The organism is Alteromonas sp. Mac1, from assembly GCF_001562125.1.
In the GTDB taxonomy this organism is placed as follows: domain Bacteria; phylum Pseudomonadota; class Gammaproteobacteria; order Enterobacterales; family Alteromonadaceae; genus Alteromonas; species Alteromonas stellipolaris.
This window is the reverse complement of sequence record NZ_CP013932.1, coordinates 2,747,026-2,768,679: the sequence shown is the minus strand read 5'-3', so window position 1 is coordinate 2,768,679 and position 21,654 is coordinate 2,747,026. Positions and strand designations below refer to the sequence as shown.

The following is a 21,654-nucleotide window of genomic DNA, read 5'->3' as shown; positions in this document are numbered from 1 at the left end:
AACAATCTCTTCTTAAAGCGTGACGCCACGTTTCCAAATAGCAATTTCATGGCTGCCATTTTTCTCGTTGCAGGTTAATTGACCCGATGCTACTGCAAGACATTGTTGGAGCAGCGCGTTGGCACACTTATCGATAGACATGCCTTCCAACACCTGACCGGCGTTAAAATCTATCCAATGTGGCTTCTTATTAGCGATATCTGAATTTGACGATATCTTTATTGTGGGTACAGGGAAGCCGAGGGGAGTACCTCGACCTGTGGTGAATAAAACAATATGTGCGCCAGACGCGGCCAATGCAGTTGCACTGACTGCATCGTTACCTGGCGCTTGAAGCAAATTTAAACCATTAACAGTTCTCGGTTGACCATAGTTGAGCACCGACTGCACCGTCGATTGCCCACCCTTTTGAACCGCGCCTAATGATTTCTCTTCTAACGTGGTAAGACCCCCAGCTTTATTACCTGGTGATGGGTTTTCGTAAATGGGTTGATTGTGGGCAATGAAATACTGTTTAAACTCGCTAATTAAGGTTTCTATATCGTCAAAAACAGACTTGTTTTTGGCGCGGTTCATCAGGAGTTGCTCGGCGCCAAACATTTCTGGTGTCTCAGTAAGAATAACCGAGCCACCTAATTGACAGGTTAAATCAGTGACTCGACCCACCGTTGGGTTTGCGGTAATACCGCTAAACGCATCGCTACCGCCACACTTCATGCCTAGCACTAACTCGTTGGCACCAATAGGCTCTCGTTTATCCTCATCAAGTGTTTTCAATAGGGAGTAAACAGCATTTACGCCAGCTTCAATTTCGTCTTCAACTTCCTGCGCATTGTAAAAACGCAGCCTCGAGTCGGGCTTATCAATTTCAGGTAGCATCGATTTAAGCTGATTGTTCTCACACCCCAGCCCAATAACTAAAACGGCGCCGGCATTTGGATGCGAAGCTAGCGAGGCGAGTATCGTTCTTGTGTCATCTAAATCGTCGCCTAATTGAGAGCACCCAAAAGGGTGGGTGAATGCTCTAAAGCCATCACACTCGCCAAAGTGTCGACGCTCACATTCTTGCGCAATGCGTTCTGCAGTTCGATTAACACAGCCCACCGTGTTGATGATCCAAACTTCGTTGCGGATACCTACTTTACCGTTCTCTCGGCGATACCCCATAAAAGTGGGGATATGGGCAGGCTTAGCTAATGCTGTTCGAGTCGGTGTGTATTCGTATACTTCACTGCCATCAAGTTTGGTCTTTAGGTTGTGGCTATGTACGTACTCTCCCAATTTTATACTTTGTGTGGCAACGCCTATTTCAAAGCCATATTTAATAACTGGGGTATTAACCGAAATATTGCGAAGTGCCACCTTATGACCAGCAGGGATCTGTTCGGTAATAAAAATTTTATGACTTTCAATAAAGGTACGTGCGGCTATGTCCTGTGTTGCCACGGCAACATTGTCACTGGCATGAACTTTCACTAACAAGGTTTGTAAACTCATCGCGTACCCTCAGACTTTGCGTTACTAGCACCAAAAGCTTGGGCTAACGGACGTACTAAACAGATTGGTTTATTTTAACACTTTGTAATATACGTGCCACCGGTGGCATAGTAAAGGAAAACTAATCATTTATTAGTGGTGGCGGCTAAAAATTACACTCTTTTTATAGAATCACGAATAATAAGGTGGGGTTTAACTAAGTAGGTCTCTGTTTCACTCACTTCAGTGCCTTCGATTTGAGCGATTATTTTCCTAGCCGCAAGTGCGGCCATATCGCCTACAGGCCTCTGAACTGTAGTTAATGCAGGAATTACTCGTGCTGCCAGCAAGTTGTCATCAAAGCCTGCTACCGACAATTCATCAGGAACAGTAATGCCCATTTCATGTGCAACCTTGAGTACACCAGCGGCCATTTCATCGTTGTTAGCGAAAATAGCTTTAACGCGGGGTGACTGAATGAGCAGGGTTCTGGCGCATTCAATACCACTTTCATAACTGTTCTTACCTTCGATAATACGGTCTACGGGAACTTCAACGTGCAACTCATTCAATGTTTCTAAAAAACCTTCAAGTCGCTCTTTAGATGAGTAATAACGCTGTGGACCGCTAATAATACCAATGTCTCGGTGTCCTAGAGACACCATGTATCGGGCTAAGTCACGAAGGGCAGCCCGATCATCTGAGACAACAATGTTGCTGTGATCATCTAAGTCCACCGAGGCCATACGAACGTAATTAATCTGTTTTTCTCTGAGTGCTTCAGCTAACTCTTTAGCTTCGGATACCGGTGGCAATATGATGACGCCATCTATACGAGATCGACTGACAAATTGAATACAGTTACTAATAAAGTCGTCGGTATTGTAGTTGCAAGGATGAACAACCAGTTCATAACCTTTTTCAGAGCAGACGCTTAGTACGCCACGCTGAACCTGATCGATATACAGAGCATCGGGGTTATCGTAAATAAGCCCGATAAGAAATGACCTACTGGCGGCAAGCCCTCGGGCTTGCTTGTCAGGTGAAAAGCCGGTTTCTTTTATTACTTCATCAATTCGCTCGCGCGTTGCTTTGCCCACATTAGATGCGCCATTAATGACCCGAGATACCGTTCGTTTCGATACGCCAGCAAGGCGGGCTACATCATTAATTGTGGGGCGTTTGTTCATTATCGGTAAGTTTCCGCAGGTTGAGTATTGAATTTACTGAACATTATTGAATGAATAGTACCATAAAATAAAGTCATTCCATTTGACACCAGTTCGTTGACATATTTCAAAAGCCTAGCGCCCTAGGCAGGGCTTCACTAAACCAGGGAACGTAAGTAACTAACATCAATACAACGAACATGGCAAAGTAGAGAGGGAGCAACGGCTTGATAATATTCTCTAATTTTGTTTTTGCAATCGCACAGGTAATAAAAAGCACCGCGCCTACTGGAGGAGAACACAACCCAATAGACAAGTTTAAAACAAGCATTATACCGAACTGTAGCTCAGACATACCCAGTTGAATGGCAACGGGTAAAAATATGGGCGTAAAGATAAGTACGGCCGGCGTCATATCTAAAAAGGCACCCACGACAATAAGTAACAAATTGATTAATAGTAAAATTAGAATGGGGTTGTCGCTAATTGCCAGCAATGCATTGCTTAAGATTTGCGGAATATTTTCATACGACAGTAACCAACTCATTGCGGTAGATGCTGCAATCAATAGCATAACAATCGCTGTGGTTTCTGCGGATTTCAACAAAATATTAGGAAGTGCTTTAACCTCTACTTCGCGATAAAACACCACTGCAAGTAACAGAGCATAAACCACGGCAATCGCGCCAGCCTCGGTGGCAGTAAAGATACCGCCCACAATCCCACCGATGACTAATACAATGAGAAATAATGAGGGCAGGGCAGCGCCTACTTTTTGTAACACTATTGATAAGGGAAGTCGGGCAGACAGTGGATAGCCTTTGGCTTTGGCATAGCCAAAACACACAATCATTAATGCTAGCCCCACCATAATTCCCGGTACATATCCTGCCATGAATAAAGCGGCAATCGACACGCCGCCACTGGCGATGGCATAAACAATAAGGATATTGCTAGGAGGGATTAGCATCCCTGTAGTTGACGCGGCGGCGGTTACTGCAGCGCTGAAATTTGGTTCGTAACCTGCTTTTTTCATTTCAGGTAGCATAAAGCTGCCAATAGCGGATGTGGCAGCAACCGCAGAGCCTGATATAGCACCAAATAGCATACAAGACACCACATTGACCAGTGCCAAGCCTCCTGGTAAGGCACCAATAAGAGCCATAGCACATTCGATTAACCGCTTTGCAATCCCACCTCGACCCATAATTAGGCCTGACAGTACGAAGAAAGGGATAGCCAAAAGGGCAAAACTATTTAGTCCTCCAGCCATTCGCTGGGCAACAGTAATGGTTGCTGGCGCTAAATCCATACTCATCAACATTGCGATAAGAGTGGCTAATCCTATACTGATAGAGATGGGCACATTGAGCAGTAAAAGCAAAAAGAATCCCACAAGAAGTACTATACCGGTTAATTCCATTCGTTAAACTCCTTCTCAGGTGAATGCCATAGTGTAAAAATGTTCACTATGCTGTAGATAACAATAAGTCCGCCTGAAAGGGGGAGTACTAGATAAATCAACCCCATTTTTATGCCTAACGCCGCAGAAATTTGATCGAGTTCTAGTGTTAACATCACTAGTTCAGTGCCACCGTAGACCATGACCAAAGCACAAAACGTGATAACGAATACTTCAACTAGGGTTAACAGAACGCGTTTTACCACAGGGGATTGACGCTCTACGAGTAAATTAAAACCAAGGTGAGCATGCTGGCGATACGCGTAAGCTGCGCCTAGTATGCCTATCCACATGAGAAAGAAGCGTGAGAGTTCTTCTGTGACAGACGCGGGATCTTGCAAAATGTATCGCGATATTACCTGCCAAATTACGGTGAGTAATATACTTGTCATGGCAATAATCAAGGTTCCAGCAAGTAACTTGTCTAGCGTTTTAATAATCATCAACTTACATCGCTTTTATTTGCGTAATGAGCTCACCAATATGGGTGCCGGTGAAACTATCGTGAAAAGGTTTGACCGCGTCTACGAATGGTTGTTTGTTTGGACGAATAACGGTTACACCTTCTGCTTCAACTTGTGCTAGTGACTCTGCTGTTGAGGTTGTCCAAAGCTGGCGCTGAAACTGAACAGAGTCTTGCATCGCTTTGGTCAGCCATTCTTGTTGTTGTGAGTTTAAGGATTCCCAAACGGGGAGTGAACAAAGCATTACATCGGGAACACTCGTGTGTTCGTCCAAGCTATAATATCTGGCTATTTCGTAATGCCTAGAAAGGTGGTAACTAGGCGGATTATTCTCAGCGCCATCCACTACGCCTTGTTGAAGTGCAGTATAAAGCTCCCCCCAAGATACAGGTGTTGCTGCGCCGCCCAGAGCCCTTACTGTTGCCACTGCGGTAGGGCTGTTGAGTACTCTAATTTTCATCCCTTTTAAATCGCTCGGTGTTTTGATAGGGCGATCGTTGGAGTAAAAGCTTCGGCTTCCTGCATCGTAATATCCCAAGCCTTTTAAACGAAAATCTTCAACGCCACTCAACAGGTCGCTACCAAGCTCACTGTTTAGCACCCGCCAAAAATGCTCATTGTTTTTGAAAATATAAGGGATACTGAAGATTTTCATGTCTGGCGAAAAGCCTTCAAGAGGACTTGCTGAAACCTTGGTCATCGCCAAAGATCCAATTTGTAAAAGCTCTATCATTTCCCTTTCGGTACCTAATTGGCTACCAGGGTAAATGATGACTGTCATCTTACCGTCTGAATAGTATTCAAGGCGTTCCCCCAAAAACTCCATGGCTTTATGCACTGAGTGCTGGGTGTCTAGAGTATGACCCAAACGCAGTACGGTGATTTCGCCGCTACTCTCGTGTTGAGAGCACGCAAAGAGCGTAAATACGCTCATTACTAAGACCATAAACTTGCTAAAACACTGCATAATACTATCCATGCCATTCATTAACGTAAGGCTGAAGGTGGAAACTTGTCCATGTCATCGTAGTCAAGGTTTTCACCCGCCATCCCCCATATGAATGCATAGCTTCCTGTACCTACGCCGCAGTGAATTGACCACGGAGGGGAAATAATGGCTTCTTCATTTGCCACAAATAAATGACGTGTTTCATGGGGTTCTCCCATAAAATGGCACACACGATTTTCTTCATTCATATCAAAATAGAAATATACTTCGTTCCTTCTATCGTGCTGATGCGCCGGCATTGTATTCCAAACACTGCCATTGTGAAGGCGTGTTAGCCCCATTTGTAATTGGCATGTGTCTACAACGGTATTAATCAGTAATTGCTTAATATCTCGCTCATTAGAGGTTTCTTGGCTGCCTAAATGCAGCACGTTGGCATCGTCTTTACCTACTTTTTTACAGGGGTAGGCATGGTGAGCAGGCGCAGAATTCATATAATATTTAGCAGGATTATTCGCATCGTCAGACGCAAAAGAAATTTGCTCATTTCCTTTACCAATGTACAAGGCTTCTTCGGGAGCAAGGTGGTACTCATTACCATTCACTGTGACTGTACCTGCGCCACCAATATTGATGATGCCAACTTCGCGGCGTGCAGTGAAATAAGGCATTTTTAACTGGTCTTCAATAGTATCAAGGGTAAGCACATCGGTGGTTGGTACTGCGCTTCCCAACATGAATCGCTCATAATGGGTGTAAATCCAAACCACTTCGCCCTTCGACATGAGTGAGGAGGTTAAAAAAGCATCTCGTAGTTCTTCAGTGTTGTAAGCGTTTGCTTCTTTTTTGCCAATGGCATAGCGAACATCAATCTCTGGATTCATCATCTTTTCCTTCATCTATCTTGCGAGAAAACCGCCATCCACCGCGAGGGTGTGGCCGCTTACGTAATTGCTTGCTGAACTTGCTAGAAAAACAGCTGCCCCCGCTAAATCGTCAACTTCACCCCATCTCCCAGCGGGAATTCGAGAAAGAATTTCTGCGCTGCGTTTAGCGTCATCTTGTAGGGCTTGGGTGTTATCAGTTTTGATATAACCTGGTGCAATAGCGTTAACTTGAATATTCGAAGTACCCCATTCATTGGCGAGTGCTTTGGTTAAGCCCGCAATTGCGTGTTTGCTTGCTGTGTAGGCTGGAACCGTTACACCACCACTAAAACTCAACATGGAAGCTATATTGATAATTTTGCCGCCATCATGAGAGATCATATGTTTTCCAATGGCTTGACTTAGTAAAAATGCAGCGTCAAGGTTCACTTTCATCACTTGTTGCCAAGCATCTAAAGGAAACTCTGTAGCAGGAGCTCGAAATATGGTACCGCCGTTATTGACCAATATATCAATTCGTTTGCCCTGTTTAATGGCAGATGTCGCTAAATTGGCAACTGCATCTAGGTTGCTTAAATCAGCACTTATTGCCCGTGCACTACCACCTATGGCATCTATTTTGTGAAGCGTGTTTTCACATCCACCTTCTCGTGAACTTGAGCATATAACGTGAGCGCCAGCACCGGCTAAGGATAAGGCCAGTGCTTGTCCAATTCCCCGGCTTGCTCCGGTAACGAGGGCGGTTTTCCCTTCTAAATTAAAGTTCACCATATTCATTTCCTCTTATTCTCAGAAAATGTGCTTTTTATCCTAACCAAATTTACACATTAAGTTAACAATTTATAAAATAATTGCCACCGGTGGCATTTGTCAATATATTGTTTTATAAATAATGCATTGTTAATCAGTGATTGGAGATGAAAATATGAGATTTATTATAGGTTTAGCGCTAATTTTGCCAATAATATTAACGGCGTGTTCTGAAGGCGAAAATAATAATATACCAAGTGTGATGGTTAAAAACCCAGCAGAAGGAGGGTTTGTCACTCAAGAGGTCTCAATACCATTGGACGAAGAATACCGTGGTTGGTTATTAAAAGAGGTAGCATCGGAATGGCGTGAGAACGCAAGTGGTGAGGCTACTTTGTACGCTTATATCCAGATGGAACCGGGTGCGGAAAAAGAATTTTCTCTAGTTCAAACCAAAGAGTCGGTAACCGACACCGCCCACGCTGAGCTATCAGTACGCTCAGGGGGGCAATGGGAAGGCGCGGCTTATACGGCAGATGGTTTTTCATTTCAGCCTGTAGAATCTTTTACTGCACCTTCACAGCTGACTGACCACTCTTACTTTTTAAAGTATGAAGGACCCGGTTGGGAAAATGACAAGATAGGCTATCGACTGTACCTAGACTGGCGAAATGCTATCGATGTTTTTGCCAAAACGTCGGATGATGTGGTATTGCCACAAGTAGGCAACGACGGTTATGACGCTTACCATAAACTTGCAGACTGGGGCGGTGATGCGTTGAAAGTAGGGAAGTCACTTGGGCTGGGTGCACTAGGAAGGCAAGTCGAAGAAGGGGTTCTGCACTTTCAATATGTTGACGATACCCGATGGGCATTAACTGAGAATACGCACTTAACTGCAGCCTTCAATGTTAGCTACAGTAATTGGCGTACACGGGAAAACTCAAATGACGGGTTTGATGTGGAAACCCGCTATAAGATTAATACCGGAGATGCATCAACACGTATAACGGTTAAAACGTCATCTCCTACATCGAATATAGTTACAGGACTGGTAGCACATGAGGGAACGACGAAAATCGCATTTGCAGAAGGCAAATGGGGCGTTATTGCTACATGGGGAGAGCAGAGTGTGTTAAGTGACAATGACTTACTTGGCCTAGCTGTGTTTTATCAACTAGATGAGGTTAGTAGTGTAGCTAAAGGTGAGTTCGATCATTTGATTACTTTTAAACCCGCCACCTCGTTCGAGTATGAAATTATGGCATACTGGCCTGCAAGAGATAGAGCAGAAAACCCAAAGGCTAGCTTCGAAACCTTATTGCGTCAAAAGGTTCGGGCTTTAAACCACGGTTTACAAGTAATGTAAATTGCAATTGCTGGCGGTTTTAACAATCGCCAGCAAATTGAACGTTATGCGGTGTTTATTATAAAATGGTATTCCCATACCGAGTCATGCCTCTTTTGAGATGGCATTATTATTTTTACCTATAACGCAGGCAAAATTTCAAACTGAATAGGTTTATAGCGAAAGTTATTCGATTCGCCCGCAGAGCATGCAGTAAGACCTACAATCATATCCATTTTTGCTTCAAAAATAGTGAAATCGCCTGCTTTGCTTGTAGGTGGTAACACGGCAATTTTTCCTTCGGGGCTCACATCCACGTTCATAAAGGTATTGAATGTAGTGCCAATGTGGTGTGCAGGAATGTCGAATTCAGCAAAAGCGGCCACTAGGTTACCATGGCATCCAGGTACAGGCGTTTCACTAGGGTAGAAGTGTTTGAAGGTATCTACACTGCAAGGGGTTAAGAGAAAGTCGTGTTCTTCTACCGTGTCTTCAATAATATCAAACATCACCTGACTCTCATTGGAATAGAGCTTACAGCCAGCTGCAAAATGGGTACTTTCGTTATAATCTAGCGAACGGCCTGACGACATGAACTCATTTTTATCGTGGGCATTGAAAGCATATAAATCGGCAACTTGTTCTCCTTCAGGATCAATAACTTTAAGTCTTTCACCTTTTTTAATGGTGAATGCTGTGCCGCTTCTTGGTTGAATGGTTTGTCGCATTGCTGCCTCTTTATTTTCTTTATTTGAATTTGTGTAAATTAGTTTTGACTTGCGTGGAAAGGACATTGCCAACGCTTTGGCTGCTGCTTTCCACTGTACTGATAGGCTTCTGACTGCTCGCCGTGATTTTGCAATAAGGTATTTTTTGACCCACAGAAGGCTTCGTCTTGTTGACGAATGTGGTCTCTTAAATCTTCAAATTTGCCTTGTTCACGAAGTAATTCGAATTGTTCGTGAAGATTAAATACCAGCGCGGGGCGTTCGAAGCGTCTACTTTTTCGCTTTGCACCTGGGTGAAGTCCAATGATAAAAAACGCTTTACCACCCAAGCTAAAACTAAAGTTAGGGCTATGCGGATTTTCGTCTACTTGGTTATCCCAATCGTGCATGCACGCGTCGATATCATGAAGTTGCTGAAGCTTGCGCCACAGTAATTTATCAAAAACAACCTCGCTCAAAATTTCCGGTTGTTCGAAAGTTAGTACCAGCGAGGAATACATGTCTTTTTCTAGCTCAAAACGATGAATGAAGTCGTAGATGTCCGTCAAGATGTCGGTGTCATTCATGTCGCATCGAAAATTATCGTACTGTTTAACCGTGATTTTGCCTTTGTTCAAAGCAGTTTTAGCCCCTACGCAGGGATAATCAGCTTGATCAATAAAGGCTGATACCTTGTGTTCTAAATCAGGCTTTAAAATAGACATACTCACTCCTTGATTAGTCTTCCCACGAATTTTAAGCAGATTGCTTAATCAACGTTGTATCATGTTCTTGCGATGAATCATCGTTTTCAGAGGCTGGTTTTTCCCGCTTAGGCAATTGCAGAACATGAATGCCAGCGGTTTCAAAATCTTCATTAATGTAACCGGCTTCTGCGTATGCATTTAGCACATCGATACAAGGGTTAACGCCCCATTTCGCGTGATAACGCTCAGCGTTTCTGACAAAATCAAGAAGGTGATTAATAGGGCAGCGGTAGTTTGGTCGTTCTGGAGCAAAGGTCTGCAATTCAATTTGATTTAAAGAAAAACCCAGTGAACGACAATTTGTAAAAAAGTCTTCGTCGTTTAGCCCGAAGCCGTCGTAACCTTCATCGAAACCGCCGGTTTTCTTAAAATCTGTCTTGCTAATAAAAAACACTGTAGAACAAATGCTATCGTCACTAAACTTTCCATGATCATCTTCCTGTTGTCTTGACGGAATTTCGTTATTGTCTTCGTCTGGTAATTCTTGGCTTTTAATGTGGCATAAAGTGTCGTGGGGAAAAGTCCATTGTGACTCTGGAACGAATGTCACTTTGGTAAATACCACTGAGCCTGGACACCACGCGTTCATCCCCTTAGCGATGAAGTTTTTATCCACGATGGCATCAACATTTATGTAAGCTAAAAGATTACTCTTGGCTTCTTGTAAGCCTCGGTTGCGTGCTCTAGCAATGGGTAACGCGCCGTTAGCCACGAACTTATGCACGATGTTAAATTTCTCACTCTTCGCTAGTGAAAGCGTTGAAGGAGAGCACATCCAAACAATGACAAGTTCATCGGGTAGTGGGTTACACGACTCAAGCTGTTCTATGAGTCTGCAGAGTTTTTCTGTACGACTTTTTACTATCGTGACAACACTGACGGGTGAATGCATGTAAACCTCCTAATTTCCCTTTGGTGAGTGATTGATAACCGAACTTCTGTCATCGCTATCAAACGTTGCACTAACTGTCTTATCTGTAATGCTTACTTGCAGGTAATCTAGCAATAATTAGACCTTAGTCTAATATGTTGAAAAGTTTGGAGATTATTTCTTTTTGTGAAGGGTGCCAGTGCTTAGGCTTGCAAAGAATTCACTCAGTGTGAATCTATTTCATAGTTTGAGAATGGGGGCTAATGCCCCATTTTAGAAGAGGTTTGCTGCTCACTGGGAGTGATTTGGTTCACTGGGGAGAGAATGTTAGCCGCATTAACTTTGTTAGCTTGAACAGTATCTGGCTGCTGCGGACTTGCATTGTTTGTTATAGCTTCTATCCCTATTTTATCTGGCAAGCTTTGTAAATATTCGATGGGTTCACTTCGAACACATAAGGTCTTTAAATTGAAAACTTGGCAGCTGCCTTTATAACGCTGGGTATCGGCTACAAGGTAATGACACGCTTCGCCCTTCGTTTTTGTTTTACAGGCTTCAAATGCTTCGTTGTGAATATGACCGCTGTGAGCCAAAACTGTCGTCGAGTATGCCATTGCTAGTACCGTTACCAATGAGAGTAGAGGTAAACGTTCGGCTGACTTTTCAAATAATATCTTGAGCGATTTGGCACATATGGACATCATTCATTTACCTCTATACTGCCTTGGGCACCTTGATAGCAGCCGATAAACATATTTTCTGCTGCACTTGCTGCATGATAGTGATAGCCTCTTGTATCGTCTTCATGGCCTCTGCACTCATCAAGATCATAGTCTTCCTCTCCATTGGCATTTAACATGCCGTAGATACCGTAGCCATCAAGTGCATAGCCCATTAGGTTGGCATGCTCATCAATACTGGTTACCACTTCGCTACACCCTAACGAAGCATGGTAATGATAGCCTTCAGCGGGGTTCACGTGGCCACCACAATCGTCGAATGCTGCAATGGTATTTGCCGCCAGTATTTGGGACACAGGGGCAGGGCCTGCTATCACTACACCATTAAGTGAAACGCCCAAGTCAGCACCAATAGATTCGGGGTTTGATAAAGGTACTGGGGTAACTGGAATAAGAATAGTTTGTTGCATACCGCCGTCGTAATAACTAATTGAACACTGCACGCAGTGGTTTTGATATTCCGCTGCTACATTTGGGCGGGCTGCAGCTTCACACGCCACCTGTGTATCGGTCACAAAAATATCGCCAGTATCTTCATCGTATAATTCCCAGTCATCGCCATAAAGGGCTTTAACGTCAACAAAGAATTGTCCTTCCAGCTGATATACGTCGCCACTTCCATCAAACCATATACCGCCTTTAGTGGCATCATCTGTAATATTCGAAGGGCAAAAGGGGCCAATTTCCGTATTGGCAGGAGCTCCATTGATAACGACTTTGTAGCATTCGGTAGTGGTACCATCCGTAAGCGTACACGTCGTGGTAGTAATAGTTTCGGCCAGGCCGGCGGCTAAAAAATAGTCTGGGTTGGGACCAGTAACAACACTGTCGGCGTCGCTATCACCATCGCTATCGCCATCTGAATCTGAGCCAGTGGAAGTATCGCTTGCTGCTGTTGAAGTGTTATTGGAATTGTCGCTATCAGAGCAGGCGGATGTGCCCAGCAACGTAAGTACAAGCAGTGCGTAAAATGACGTCTTCATAAAATGCCTCAGAACTGTCTTTTAGATTTGAATATCTATTGGAATACCGAATCAAAGACTATCGCTAAAAAGTGCAGTTTATGTGCAGGTTCAAAGAGGCTTTAATGAAGATGTATAGAAGGCTACTGTACTTTATCTAAAACAGGCTATTGTACTTTGTAGCCTATGCCGTATACCGCATGAATAGGACTGATGTGTTCATCCGTAGCTAACTTGTGGCGCAAGTTTTTCATATGGCTGTCGATGGTGCGGTTACTGACTACTCTGCCATCTTCGTAGCCAAGTTCCATAAGTTGGTCTCGCGAGTAAACTACACCGGGTTTCGTCATCATCGTTTTCAACAACCGAAATTCTACCGGCGTGAGCTCAATAATGTTGCCATCCACAGCGCATTCAAAGCGAGACATATCCAACTCGATGTGGCGAAAAGTGAGTTTTTCTAATGAAGACTCAGTTTTGGTTTGTTGAGTGGTTCGCCGCAATATAGCTTGTATCCGTGCTACCACTTCACGCGCTGAAAAGGGTTTACAAACATAGTCATCGGCACCCGCTTCAAGACCAATAAGTCGGTCTATTTCATCGACTCGAGCGGTCAACATGATAATGGGTACCATAGAAAAACTACGTAACGATTTGCAAATGGTGAGTCCGTCCACACCGGGCAACATCCTATCTAGTATAATGGCCGTGGGGGCTTCCTTTTTTACCATATCAACAACATGGGTACCTTCATTCAGTACGGTAGATGTGAACCCTTCCAAGGCAAGAAACTCAACTAAAATTTGCGCAATTTTATCTTCATCTTCAACAATGAGTACATGTTTGTGCGATGTCATTAGTTATTATCCGTAGTGAAATATTTGGGCAGCTCTGCTGTAATTTTAACGCCGCCGAGTGACGAAACTGACGCGCTAATTTTGCCACCATGGGCTTCTATAATTTGTTTACTAATTGATAGACCAAGGCCGGCGCCTTGTGTTCGACGCCTACGTGAGGCATCTTCTCTAAACAAAGGTTCAAATAATGCTGCTGCATTTTCTTTCGCAATGCTCGGCGCTGAGTCTTGTACAATAATAACGACAAACGAAGGTTGTTCTGAAACCACTAACTCCACGGTACCTGGCGCATCGGTGTACTCACAAGCGTTAACTAACAAGTTAAGCATAAGTTGCTTCAAGCGCTGGTGATCGGCATTAATGGTGATGTTGGGTGGGCAGGAAAAAGTGAAGGTAAGCCCTTTTGTATCAAAAATATGCGCAAGGCTTTCGCTTTGTTGCGCTATTACTTGGCTCAGATCCACTGACGAGAAATGATAAGAAAGCCCGCCAATATCAGACAGTGATAATTGGTATAAATCTTCAACCAATAAAGACAAGCGCGAAACCTCTTGGTCAAACGAAGCGAGTTGTTTTTGATCAAGTGGTCGAATTCCTGCTTTTATCAGTTCAATTTCGCCAGACAATATAGTGAGGGGAGTACGAAGTTCATGAGAAATATCAGCTAGCCATTGGCTTTTAGTATTTTTATGCGCTTCAAGGGTATTTCCCAATGTGTTTATGTGCCGCATTAGCTCGCCAAACTCATCAGGACGATTTTCTGGCAAGTTGGTTTTATATTGATGTGCGGTAAGGCCTTTAACGCTTTGTAAAATTGCCTTGAAAGGGCTTAGCATGTGGGGCGCAACGCCCAATGCCAGTACAAGCGAGGCGATAAGTGATACCAATCCTATAAAAATAATGGCGTGCAACTGTTGTGCAGAAAAAGCACGAGCGACATCAGAGTCAGGTGTTTTGGGTGGGTAACTGGTAAGCCAACCTATGAGCTCGCCGTTGACTTCAAGTTTCACGCTTACTTCATTTCGTTCGTTTTCGTCTGCATAGGAATCTTGCCCAGATATAATGTTCCCAGAGGCATTAGTCAGTAATGTAGGTGGGCCGGCAGATACATCGTCAATCTGATGCCTAGGGGGAGGGAATCCACCGGGGTGAGGGCGCATGCCGGGGCGGCGATGAGGGATGCCAGTAGGTGCAACACGCTCTATTTCAATATTATCCCAACTATTATTATTGCTGCGGTACTCTGCAATAAGCACGCGACGTAAACTCATCAGGCGCTCTCGCTCCTGATTTTGAATAAATTCATTAAAGCCTTGCTCGAAGCTCCATCGTGCAAGTGCTAGTGAAAGCGACAAAGACACACAGGTAAAGCCAACAAGAATAACAAGTAATTTATGGGATAGTTTCATTGTGCTGAGTATATCTATGCTTGTACGTTGCTAACAATTGTTTCTGCTTTTATTCCGTTACTTCTACATCTTCTCTACACTGAATCTGCACATTTAACGCGTATGCTGAATGTGAGTTAGTTAATCTTCTTAGGAAAAGTCATGAAATTGTTAAAGCTTGTATTCGTTGCCACTCTTCTCACAGGAAGTTTAAGCGCATTTGCGCAACAGGGTCGACCGAATGGTCCGCCACCTGAAGCTATTGAAGCATGTGAAGATAAATCTGAGGGCGATACGGTCTCTTTTGAAACCCGTCGCGGTGACAGCGTGGAAGGTACTTGCGAATTGGTTGAGGAACAACTGGTAGCGGTTCCTGAAAACCATCGTCAACAGCGTTAATTCCCCCAGTATATTATTTCTATACCCATCTAAAAACGTAAGCTGGCAGTGTAAATATACACCGTCAGTTTTTGCTTTGTTATTACAGAACGCTCTAACAAAAAAATACCGAATATGTCATACTAGTCAATCATTAAGCTAAGCATTAATAGCGCGCCCTTTTGTTAGGTTTTTCACAGCGCATTAGCTTAAAATATCTTATTGGAGGCCTAGTATGCAATACAGTGACGAGCGCCTTAACGAGCTAGTAAACGCCAGAAATCCAGAGGTCCCAGACGTATTTAGCATCCAGTGTGATGGCATTGAACTTTATGTTCACGTTAGCCCTTACGTATGGATCCGCCCTTGGGAAGGGCGAGACCACACGGCTTTTTCAGTGGGGCTAGCGCCAGGATGCCCAAATGCCTGTAGGTTGTTCGGTAAAATTGATGTGCCCTATTTGCATATTTCGCTAGAGGCCCTTAAGCAGGCTGCGGTTAAGCGTGTATCTGAAGCGGGAATATCGTTTTTAACCAAACGAGGAGCAGGGGTGAAAAGCTTTGCTATTCACCCTAGAGGCGGTTTGACATCAGTAGACGAAAGCCGTGCTTACCAAGATGCTTACGTAAATGGATACCGCTATGTAGTGCATGTTTATCAGTTACGAAGTGGCGGGCTTGGAAAGCGCTTTGCTGAATGGTTTTTTTTCGGAGAGCCAGAGCCGTCTGTGATCTTAACAAAATTACGTCGTCAGCAAGATAATCTTGCAGACTCAATGCATTTTGAAATATGTCAATTGTCGACGGAACTTCCTAAGTCAGCGTAAATCTTAATTAGTATAATAAACTATGGTTCACTTGTGAGCGTAATCATATCTTTATAAAGTGAGTAAAAATCAAGTGGAGAGAGTTGTGAACTCTGAATCGGTAGTTGAACTTCGCAACTATGAAAAAAGCCAGTTAAAACAAGTTAGTGTTATTTCTGGTATTTCACCCAATGCCATGCGAAGGGTATTTGGTGGGTGGATATTATTTGCTGCATTAGTAGGAATAATTGTTTCTGTTGCACCGGATTTAGACAGTCAGTTTATTGGTTTAACCCTGTTTGTTTTAGTGGCCTTTACAGTTGTAATGTTCTGGCAGAGCCGAATATCTGAAGGGTGGCCAGCCATTATTTGCGATGACGAATACATAGGTGTGGTTCGAGATCCTGTATTGCGCGAATATGTGTGCGTCAAAAAAAGTATTATCACCGATGCTCAACCTTCTTTAATTAAACCGAATAAAAAAGCGGTTGAAATGAGTTTAGACACCAGCGCACTTAGCGAAACCGACACCGCTATTTTAAAACAAGCGGTGTGGCCGCGAGAAGATAAACTTATTGGTCTTGCACACTTTAAACGCCGTGAAGAAGCATGCGAAAGCGTTATGTGGTGTGTTAATCACAATACGAAAGCGGTTAGGTCAGTTCCAGCGCATCGTGTGCCTACCTAATCGTAAAGCATTTTCAAAATTAAGCCGCTTTATAGCGGCTTTTTACGTTCTGTATTCAGGCTTTTGGTTTTAGTTTCAACCGCGTTAACAGCGGGTAGTGATCTGAGCCAATGTCAGGCAGTTTTCTAATGTCTTCAAGCATAAAGTGACTTGAATGAAACACATGATCCAATGGCCATTTAACTAATGGGTAGTGGGCATGAAACGTATTGAAAAATGCACGACCGATTCTTGGGTCCAGCATACCGCTTATTTTCTTAAATTTTCGGGTAGTAGGTGACCATGCCACATCGTTTAAATCACCCGCCACAATAATTGGCCCGTCTTTTTTAGCTATTTCTTGGCCTACCATCGTAAGTTCGACATCTCTGGGTTTAGCTGTTTTGTTTTCTGTAGGGCTAGGTGGCTTCGGATGTAAAAAGTAAAGCGTCACATCTTGTCCATCCATATCGATAGTGACAAGCATGGAGGGCACATCATCTTCTACTAAATAGTTGAGCTTGGCAGTTTTCAATGGGTATTTGCTGTATAGGTGCATGCCATACAGATTCTCCAACGGGCAATGCTGCTGGTGTGGATGAGTTTCGTTTAACGCCGATAGGGCTATTTCCCAGCGCTTGTTAGATTCGAGAGTAACGACGAAGTCTGGATTAGTGTCTCGCACATGCTTCAATAGCTTGTCGTAATCTTCATTGGGCATAAAAACATTACTAGATAAAATACTAATACTCTCACCAGCATCTTGAGAAGATGCTTTAACCACTTCCTTTTTATAAAAGAAGGTATAAGGCAAGATCCAAATAGCTTGGTAAATCGCGCAGGCAATTAATCCAATGTAAAGCAATGCGATGATAAGCGTGTTAAATGCAGAAAGATCCGACGGATACATAACCCCTCGGGTAATCAAGACTATCACCATTAAACCTAGTAGCTGTAGCCGTGGAAATTCCCATACCCTAACCAGCCAATGCTTCGACGGAAGTGAAGGCGCTAAAGTGGCAGCGATAAGAAATATCGCCATGGTGTTCAGTAAAATATTCATTGTCGTTCCTGACTAAGTTGTTTTTTGCATTATTAGCTTGCTTGCAAACGCTTTAAAAAGGCAAACTCGGCTATTGTTCGATTGATAATAAGTATGTTGGTCAATGAATATTCAATTTTCGTTCCGGTTAGGCAAATTGTAGGTAAAAAATGCTCATAGGCCGAAAAGTTTGCAGAGATGTTAACAAGTGATAACTAGGATGAAAGTAGGGTAACTTGTTATAAATCAGTTGTTTGCTATGTTGGCTCGAGTTTCGCATTAGTTATTGGGAGTTTCAACAAAGGAGAACTGTTATGAAACGTACATTACTTTCTATACTTGTAGCGACCTCGATGACAACTGCAGCTTTTGCTGGTGACATGGAGACAGATAACAAATGGGAAAAAGGCGCTAAGGATGCGTGGATAGACGGCAAGGCCGAAGCAACATTACTATTCAACGGCAACCTTGATTCATTCGATATCAATACAGATGTAAACAACGGAAATGTTGTTCTAACAGGTAAAGTAGATCATTCAGTTGATAAGAAATTAGCGGAAGAGCTAGTTTCAAATATTGACGGTGTTATGTCAGTAGACAACCAACTTTCTGTTATTGAAGAGAAAGATATGGATAAAATGGCAAGCGACATGTCAGATGACGCTGAATCAGAATACGATGAGCAAACGGGTACGCTAACAGATGCCAAAATTGCTACCGTAATTAAAACTCGCCTATTAATGGATAGCGATATCTCTGGCTTCGATATTGATGTAGATGTTGAAGCAGGTAACGTTACATTAACAGGTAACGTAGACTCGGATGCCGAGCGTCAGCTTGCTGTTGAAATAGCCAAAAACGCTTCAGATGTGAAAAACGTTGAAGACAATTTGCAAGTTATTACCGAAACAGCAATGAAAAACTAAGCAGTTATTAGTGAAATGAAAGGGGCCAAATTGGCCCCTTTTTTATGTTTGTCTAACGGATATTTCTACAATAACATCCTGTATTAAGTAGAAATGCGTTATTAGCCTCTTTTTTCGATATCCCGTTTTTTCGCAGCAACATGTAGTATTTTCCCATCCACTTTACAACTTTTGTCTTACAACCTTTGTCGGGTTTTCTTCCTATCCATTGCTGCGTATACTCTGCGCCGTAATTAGATAGCAGTACGAAATTTGGAACACAATGTGCAATACAGTATGCAAGTGATTCTTTGATTTGCAACGTGCAGTAGTCATTTAGAACCATCGTGTTCTTACATGGATAATCGCAAGTTAGGTATAAAAGGAAGTAAATGATGAAAGTATTAAATTGGTTAGTTTCAGGCGTGTTAATTTCTCTGCTGATTGTGCTTGCAGGCGTGTTAACGAATAACATGGCTTATGTAGGTAAAGCAAACGCTGATGATTCAAACAAGGCTCATCACGCCTCTATCGTAAAGATTGAACGTGTTCTTGCACAAACCGAATTCGATGTATCTCAAAAGCGTGATTTATTGCGTAAAACACGTATCGAGTTTTACCTTGCAGAAGCAAAGCAGGCAGATCTGCGCAATTGGACATTCAAGCGTGATGATTTGATTGAACGCGCAAAGAATATCTTAGTTCACCACCAGACACAGTTTACTGCAACAACAACTGAGTTTGCGAGCATTTAAGCTCGCCAACTCTCTATCATGTAATTTAGCTTTCGTCAGCGGTTTAAAGTCCACGTTGGGTTTCTAAATAGGTAGCAAAGCTGCCAAGCCAATGACTCCCCATGTAATGCATATCGTTTATAACAGAATTTACCCCCGCTGCCTTATGTGCACGTGCTGCACTATCTATTGCTGCTACACGTTCATCATCTGAAGGCAATGCTGAAGCGATACCTTCAAGCATCCAAGCACGACTCAAATTTAAGCCATCTAAATGCGCAAGTTTACCGTCACTTTTATCCACTACCGTCGCTATGGTTATCCAAGAGGCATTACCATCAGTTGGAATGCTGGGTAAAAAAGTAGATAGCCACGTTGCATAATTCTCGCTTGAATACACTCGGCGCATCAAATCGGCCTCGGCAATACAGGGTGATAAGAAATCTTGCCCTGATGGTTCATAAGCCAGTGGGCAATTCACATCATCTACGTATAGCCTGGTGATGGTTTTAGTGAGCAAATTTTCAAATGCAGCATCACCAGCCGTTCGGCTCCAATCTAACATAAGGCCGAATGCAAACGCGGTTTGACTGTGTTCGCCCACACGAATTGGAAACGACAGTTTAGGAAGCCAATCTGTTACGTTGGCCACGATTTTCTGCTCAAGTGGGAGTAGGGTGGTTAGCCATCTTTTAGCTTCAGGTGAATTCCATTCACGTAGTTCACTGGTTAATTGTAAAAACCAGGCAAGTCCATAAGGACGTTCAAAGCTTGTGCCAGTACCCTCACGGTTAAAGTAAGCGACTTCACCAGCGATATTCTCTTCGGTAAAACTTATATCGAGGTGTTTTATAATATCTTGGTAGTGAGGCGTTTCTGGATATTGGTTTGCAATACGGGTTAATAACCAATGCCCATGTACAGACGAGTGCCAATCAAAGCAGCCGTAAAACGCAGGATATAGCTGTTTAGGCGGCTTAACGTGCTCTGGCCCTGTCATCATGTGTTTAATGATGTTTGGGTACTCTTTATGAACACAGGCTAATGCGAGTTGGGCAAAGCGGTTTGCAACCGTTAAGTCACTCGATGATGCATTAGAGTCGGCGTTGTTCGCCATTAGTGATGGTGAGACTAGGGTGAGCAGTAGTGTAAGCTTACAAAGCATGGTCAATTTCATAAGGTAAATGCCAATGTGTTTTAAGAATGAAAGTGCCAAGTTATTTGCTGTAAGGGTAAAATAACTTGGCGGCAAGAATGGGACTATTTTCCAAGGCGCTTTCAAGACGCTTATAAAGGCTTAGGCAACGATGCGATATAGGCTTCAACAACGGTTTTAACGAAGACTTGGCAAGCTTCTGCTGTTTCAGGGTTATATTTACCGTGATTGGTAATATTGTTAGATAGAATACGAATACCAAGAAAAGGTACGCCATAAGCATGGGCAATTTGCGCTGCCGATGCAGACTCCATTTCCTCTACACTGGTACCTAGATTTTTGTGGAGCCACGTAATGCGATCAATTTCGTTGTTCCAAAAATTACCGCTACCAATAGTGCCTTTCACAACGTTTCCAGTTTTGTGTTCCTTACTTAACGACATGGCGAGTTCAAGTAAGGTTTCGTCACCCGCATAAAAGCGAATCTTTTCAGCATCTGTTGCACTGTCACCTTCGCCGGCACTGCCTTCTGACGCCATTAAATCCATAGGGATCCAAGTCAGAGGGCGAGAACCTTCACCTGCTTCTAGTTTTGGGGTCTTGAAGTTACTCGCATTAACGCTTTTTTCGCCCAATACGATATCGCCGACGTTAAGTTTAGGATCGTGACCGCCTGATGTGCCTTGGTTAATGATGATTCTTGGCTGGTAACGGCTTATGCCTATAGCCGTTGCCGCAGCCGTATTCTCTAAACCTTTTCCTGTTTTTGCCACCACGATAGGGTGGCCATTTAGTCTTCCTAAATAGAAGGTAGCGTTACCTGAATGCTCAACACGTACGTCGGTTAATAGTGACGCAAAGTATTCTGCTTCAATTGGCATTGGCCCTTGAATCATGATTGGCGCTAATGGGGTTTTAGAAGAGGCTACTGTTACGCTTTTCATGGAAGATTCAGCCATGGTGTGAACGCTAAATAGCGCAAAAAGCGCGGAAAAAAGTGGTGCCATTATTTTCATTGTTATTCCGTTAAAGTATGAGTGGTCAGTAAAACTGCAAGTAAAAGACGCCCTTCATTTCTACCAGTTCAGTATCTAAATTACAATGTGAATAGGCGGTAGGTGCGGGTGAAGTAGAATGATGAATACGCATAAAAAAAGGCAGCCACTGGCT

The 21,654-nt window shown here is 43.3% G+C and carries 23 protein-coding genes; 6 read left to right on the top strand and 17 right to left on the bottom strand.

Annotated elements, in window-relative coordinates; all coding sequences use genetic code 11:
• Window positions 1–12: 12 nt before the first annotated feature.
• The 7 genes from AV939_RS11835 to kduD all read right to left on the bottom strand — a co-directional run bounded on the left by AV939_RS11835 (window position 13) and on the right by kduD (window position 7,178).
• Window positions 13–1,497, bottom strand: a complete 1,485-nt coding sequence (locus AV939_RS11835; protein WP_061997717.1) for a UxaA family hydrolase — start codon at window positions 1,495–1,497, stop codon at window positions 13–15.
• Window positions 1,498–1,649: 152 nt separating this feature from the next.
• Window positions 1,650–2,666, bottom strand: a complete 1,017-nt coding sequence (locus AV939_RS11830; protein WP_057791152.1) for a LacI family DNA-binding transcriptional regulator — start codon at window positions 2,664–2,666, stop codon at window positions 1,650–1,652.
• A 106-nt stretch (window positions 2,667–2,772) separates the two neighbouring features.
• Window positions 2,773–4,068 (bottom strand): TRAP transporter large permease, encoded by a 1,296-nt coding sequence (locus tag AV939_RS11825; RefSeq protein WP_061997716.1) that lies wholly within the window; start codon window positions 4,066–4,068, stop codon window positions 2,773–2,775.
• Window positions 4,059–4,550, bottom strand: coding sequence for a TRAP transporter small permease (locus tag AV939_RS11820; RefSeq protein WP_231701326.1), 492 nt, complete (start codon window positions 4,548–4,550; stop codon window positions 4,059–4,061). The genes AV939_RS11825 and AV939_RS11820 overlap by 10 nt, the downstream gene beginning before the upstream one ends.
• A 4-nt stretch (window positions 4,551–4,554) precedes the next feature.
• Complete coding sequence (locus AV939_RS11815) at window positions 4,555–5,505, bottom strand: TRAP transporter substrate-binding protein (protein WP_231701204.1); 951 nt, start codon at window positions 5,503–5,505, stop codon at window positions 4,555–4,557.
• Window positions 5,506–5,558: 53 nt separating this feature from the next.
• Window positions 5,559–6,404, bottom strand: coding sequence for a 5-dehydro-4-deoxy-D-glucuronate isomerase (gene kduI / locus AV939_RS11810; protein ID WP_057791158.1), 846 nt, complete (start codon window positions 6,402–6,404; stop codon window positions 5,559–5,561).
• A gap of 15 nt (window positions 6,405–6,419) precedes the next feature.
• Window positions 6,420–7,178 carry a 2-dehydro-3-deoxy-D-gluconate 5-dehydrogenase KduD gene (gene kduD, locus AV939_RS11805; protein ID WP_057791160.1) on the bottom strand — a complete coding sequence of 253 codons (759 nt, stop codon included), beginning with the start codon at window positions 7,176–7,178 and terminating at the stop codon, window positions 6,420–6,422.
• A 154-nt stretch (window positions 7,179–7,332) separates the two neighbouring features.
• On the opposite strand from kduD, the gene AV939_RS11800 reads away from it, so the two are divergent.
• Entirely contained in the window at window positions 7,333–8,526 is a 1,194-nt protein-coding gene (locus AV939_RS11800) for a DUF4861 family protein (RefSeq protein WP_061997714.1), read from the top strand.
• Window positions 8,527–8,645: 119 nt separating this feature from the next.
• Here AV939_RS11800 and AV939_RS11795 read toward each other — a convergent pair whose 3' ends face one another.
• The 7 genes from AV939_RS11795 to AV939_RS11765 form a co-directional block, all read right to left on the bottom strand.
• Window positions 8,646–9,233, bottom strand: a complete 588-nt coding sequence (locus AV939_RS11795) for a DUF1989 domain-containing protein (protein WP_061998210.1) — start codon at window positions 9,231–9,233, stop codon at window positions 8,646–8,648.
• 38 nt (window positions 9,234–9,271) lie between these two features.
• Entirely contained in the window at window positions 9,272–9,937 is a 666-nt protein-coding gene (gene gntA / locus AV939_RS11790; RefSeq protein ID WP_061997713.1) for a guanitoxin biosynthesis heme-dependent pre-guanitoxin N-hydroxylase GntA, read from the bottom strand.
• 31 nt (window positions 9,938–9,968) lie between these two features.
• On the bottom strand, window positions 9,969–10,871 hold the full coding sequence (locus AV939_RS11785) for a glycosyltransferase family 2 protein (protein WP_057791165.1): 903 nt from the start codon (window positions 10,869–10,871) through the stop codon (window positions 9,969–9,971).
• Between the two features lie 239 nt (window positions 10,872–11,110).
• On the bottom strand, window positions 11,111–11,554 hold the full coding sequence (locus tag AV939_RS11780) for a hypothetical protein (protein WP_057791167.1): 444 nt from the start codon (window positions 11,552–11,554) through the stop codon (window positions 11,111–11,113).
• Window positions 11,551–12,573, bottom strand: a complete 1,023-nt coding sequence (locus AV939_RS11775; RefSeq protein WP_057791169.1) for a YHYH protein — start codon at window positions 12,571–12,573, stop codon at window positions 11,551–11,553. Before AV939_RS11775 ends, AV939_RS11780 begins: the two co-directional genes overlap by 4 nt.
• A gap of 146 nt (window positions 12,574–12,719) precedes the next feature.
• Window positions 12,720–13,409, bottom strand: coding sequence for a response regulator (locus AV939_RS11770; RefSeq protein WP_057791171.1), 690 nt, complete (start codon window positions 13,407–13,409; stop codon window positions 12,720–12,722).
• A complete protein-coding gene (locus tag AV939_RS11765; RefSeq protein WP_061997712.1) occupies window positions 13,409–14,818 on the bottom strand; it encodes an ATP-binding protein in 1,410 nt (469 codons plus the stop codon). The genes AV939_RS11770 and AV939_RS11765 overlap by 1 nt, the downstream gene beginning before the upstream one ends.
• A 141-nt stretch (window positions 14,819–14,959) precedes the next feature.
• On the opposite strand from AV939_RS11765, the gene AV939_RS11760 reads away from it, so the two are divergent.
• The 3 genes from AV939_RS11760 to AV939_RS11750 all read left to right on the top strand — a co-directional run bounded on the left by AV939_RS11760 (window position 14,960) and on the right by AV939_RS11750 (window position 16,668).
• Window positions 14,960–15,196 carry a hypothetical protein gene (locus tag AV939_RS11760; protein WP_057791175.1) on the top strand — a complete coding sequence of 79 codons (237 nt, stop codon included), beginning with the start codon at window positions 14,960–14,962 and terminating at the stop codon, window positions 15,194–15,196.
• 214 nt (window positions 15,197–15,410) lie between these two features.
• Window positions 15,411–16,001, top strand: coding sequence for a hypothetical protein (locus tag AV939_RS11755; protein WP_057791177.1), 591 nt, complete (start codon window positions 15,411–15,413; stop codon window positions 15,999–16,001).
• Between the two features lie 85 nt (window positions 16,002–16,086).
• Window positions 16,087–16,668 (top strand): hypothetical protein, encoded by a 582-nt coding sequence (locus AV939_RS11750; protein WP_057791179.1) that lies wholly within the window; start codon window positions 16,087–16,089, stop codon window positions 16,666–16,668.
• 55 nt (window positions 16,669–16,723) lie between these two features.
• Here AV939_RS11750 and AV939_RS11745 read toward each other — a convergent pair whose 3' ends face one another.
• Window positions 16,724–17,710: an endonuclease/exonuclease/phosphatase family protein gene (locus AV939_RS11745; RefSeq protein WP_061997711.1), complete on the bottom strand. Its 987-nt coding sequence runs from the start codon at window positions 17,708–17,710 to the stop codon at window positions 16,724–16,726.
• A 293-nt stretch (window positions 17,711–18,003) separates the two neighbouring features.
• On the opposite strand from AV939_RS11745, the gene AV939_RS11740 reads away from it, so the two are divergent.
• Both AV939_RS11740 and AV939_RS11730 read left to right on the top strand, forming a co-directional pair.
• Window positions 18,004–18,615, top strand: a complete 612-nt coding sequence (locus AV939_RS11740) for a BON domain-containing protein (RefSeq protein ID WP_061997710.1) — start codon at window positions 18,004–18,006, stop codon at window positions 18,613–18,615.
• 371 nt (window positions 18,616–18,986) lie between these two features.
• Window positions 18,987–19,349 (top strand): hypothetical protein, encoded by a 363-nt coding sequence (locus AV939_RS11730; protein ID WP_231701203.1) that lies wholly within the window; start codon window positions 18,987–18,989, stop codon window positions 19,347–19,349.
• A 43-nt stretch (window positions 19,350–19,392) separates the two neighbouring features.
• Here AV939_RS11730 and AV939_RS11725 read toward each other — a convergent pair whose 3' ends face one another.
• Together AV939_RS11725 and AV939_RS11720 are read right to left on the bottom strand one after the other, a co-directional pair.
• Window positions 19,393–20,445, bottom strand: coding sequence for a DUF2891 domain-containing protein (locus tag AV939_RS11725; RefSeq protein WP_061998209.1), 1,053 nt, complete (start codon window positions 20,443–20,445; stop codon window positions 19,393–19,395).
• 170 nt (window positions 20,446–20,615) lie between these two features.
• Window positions 20,616–21,500 carry a 5'-methylthioadenosine/S-adenosylhomocysteine nucleosidase gene (locus AV939_RS11720; protein ID WP_197427675.1) on the bottom strand — a complete coding sequence of 295 codons (885 nt, stop codon included), beginning with the start codon at window positions 21,498–21,500 and terminating at the stop codon, window positions 20,616–20,618.
• Window positions 21,501–21,654 lie beyond the last annotated feature (154 nt).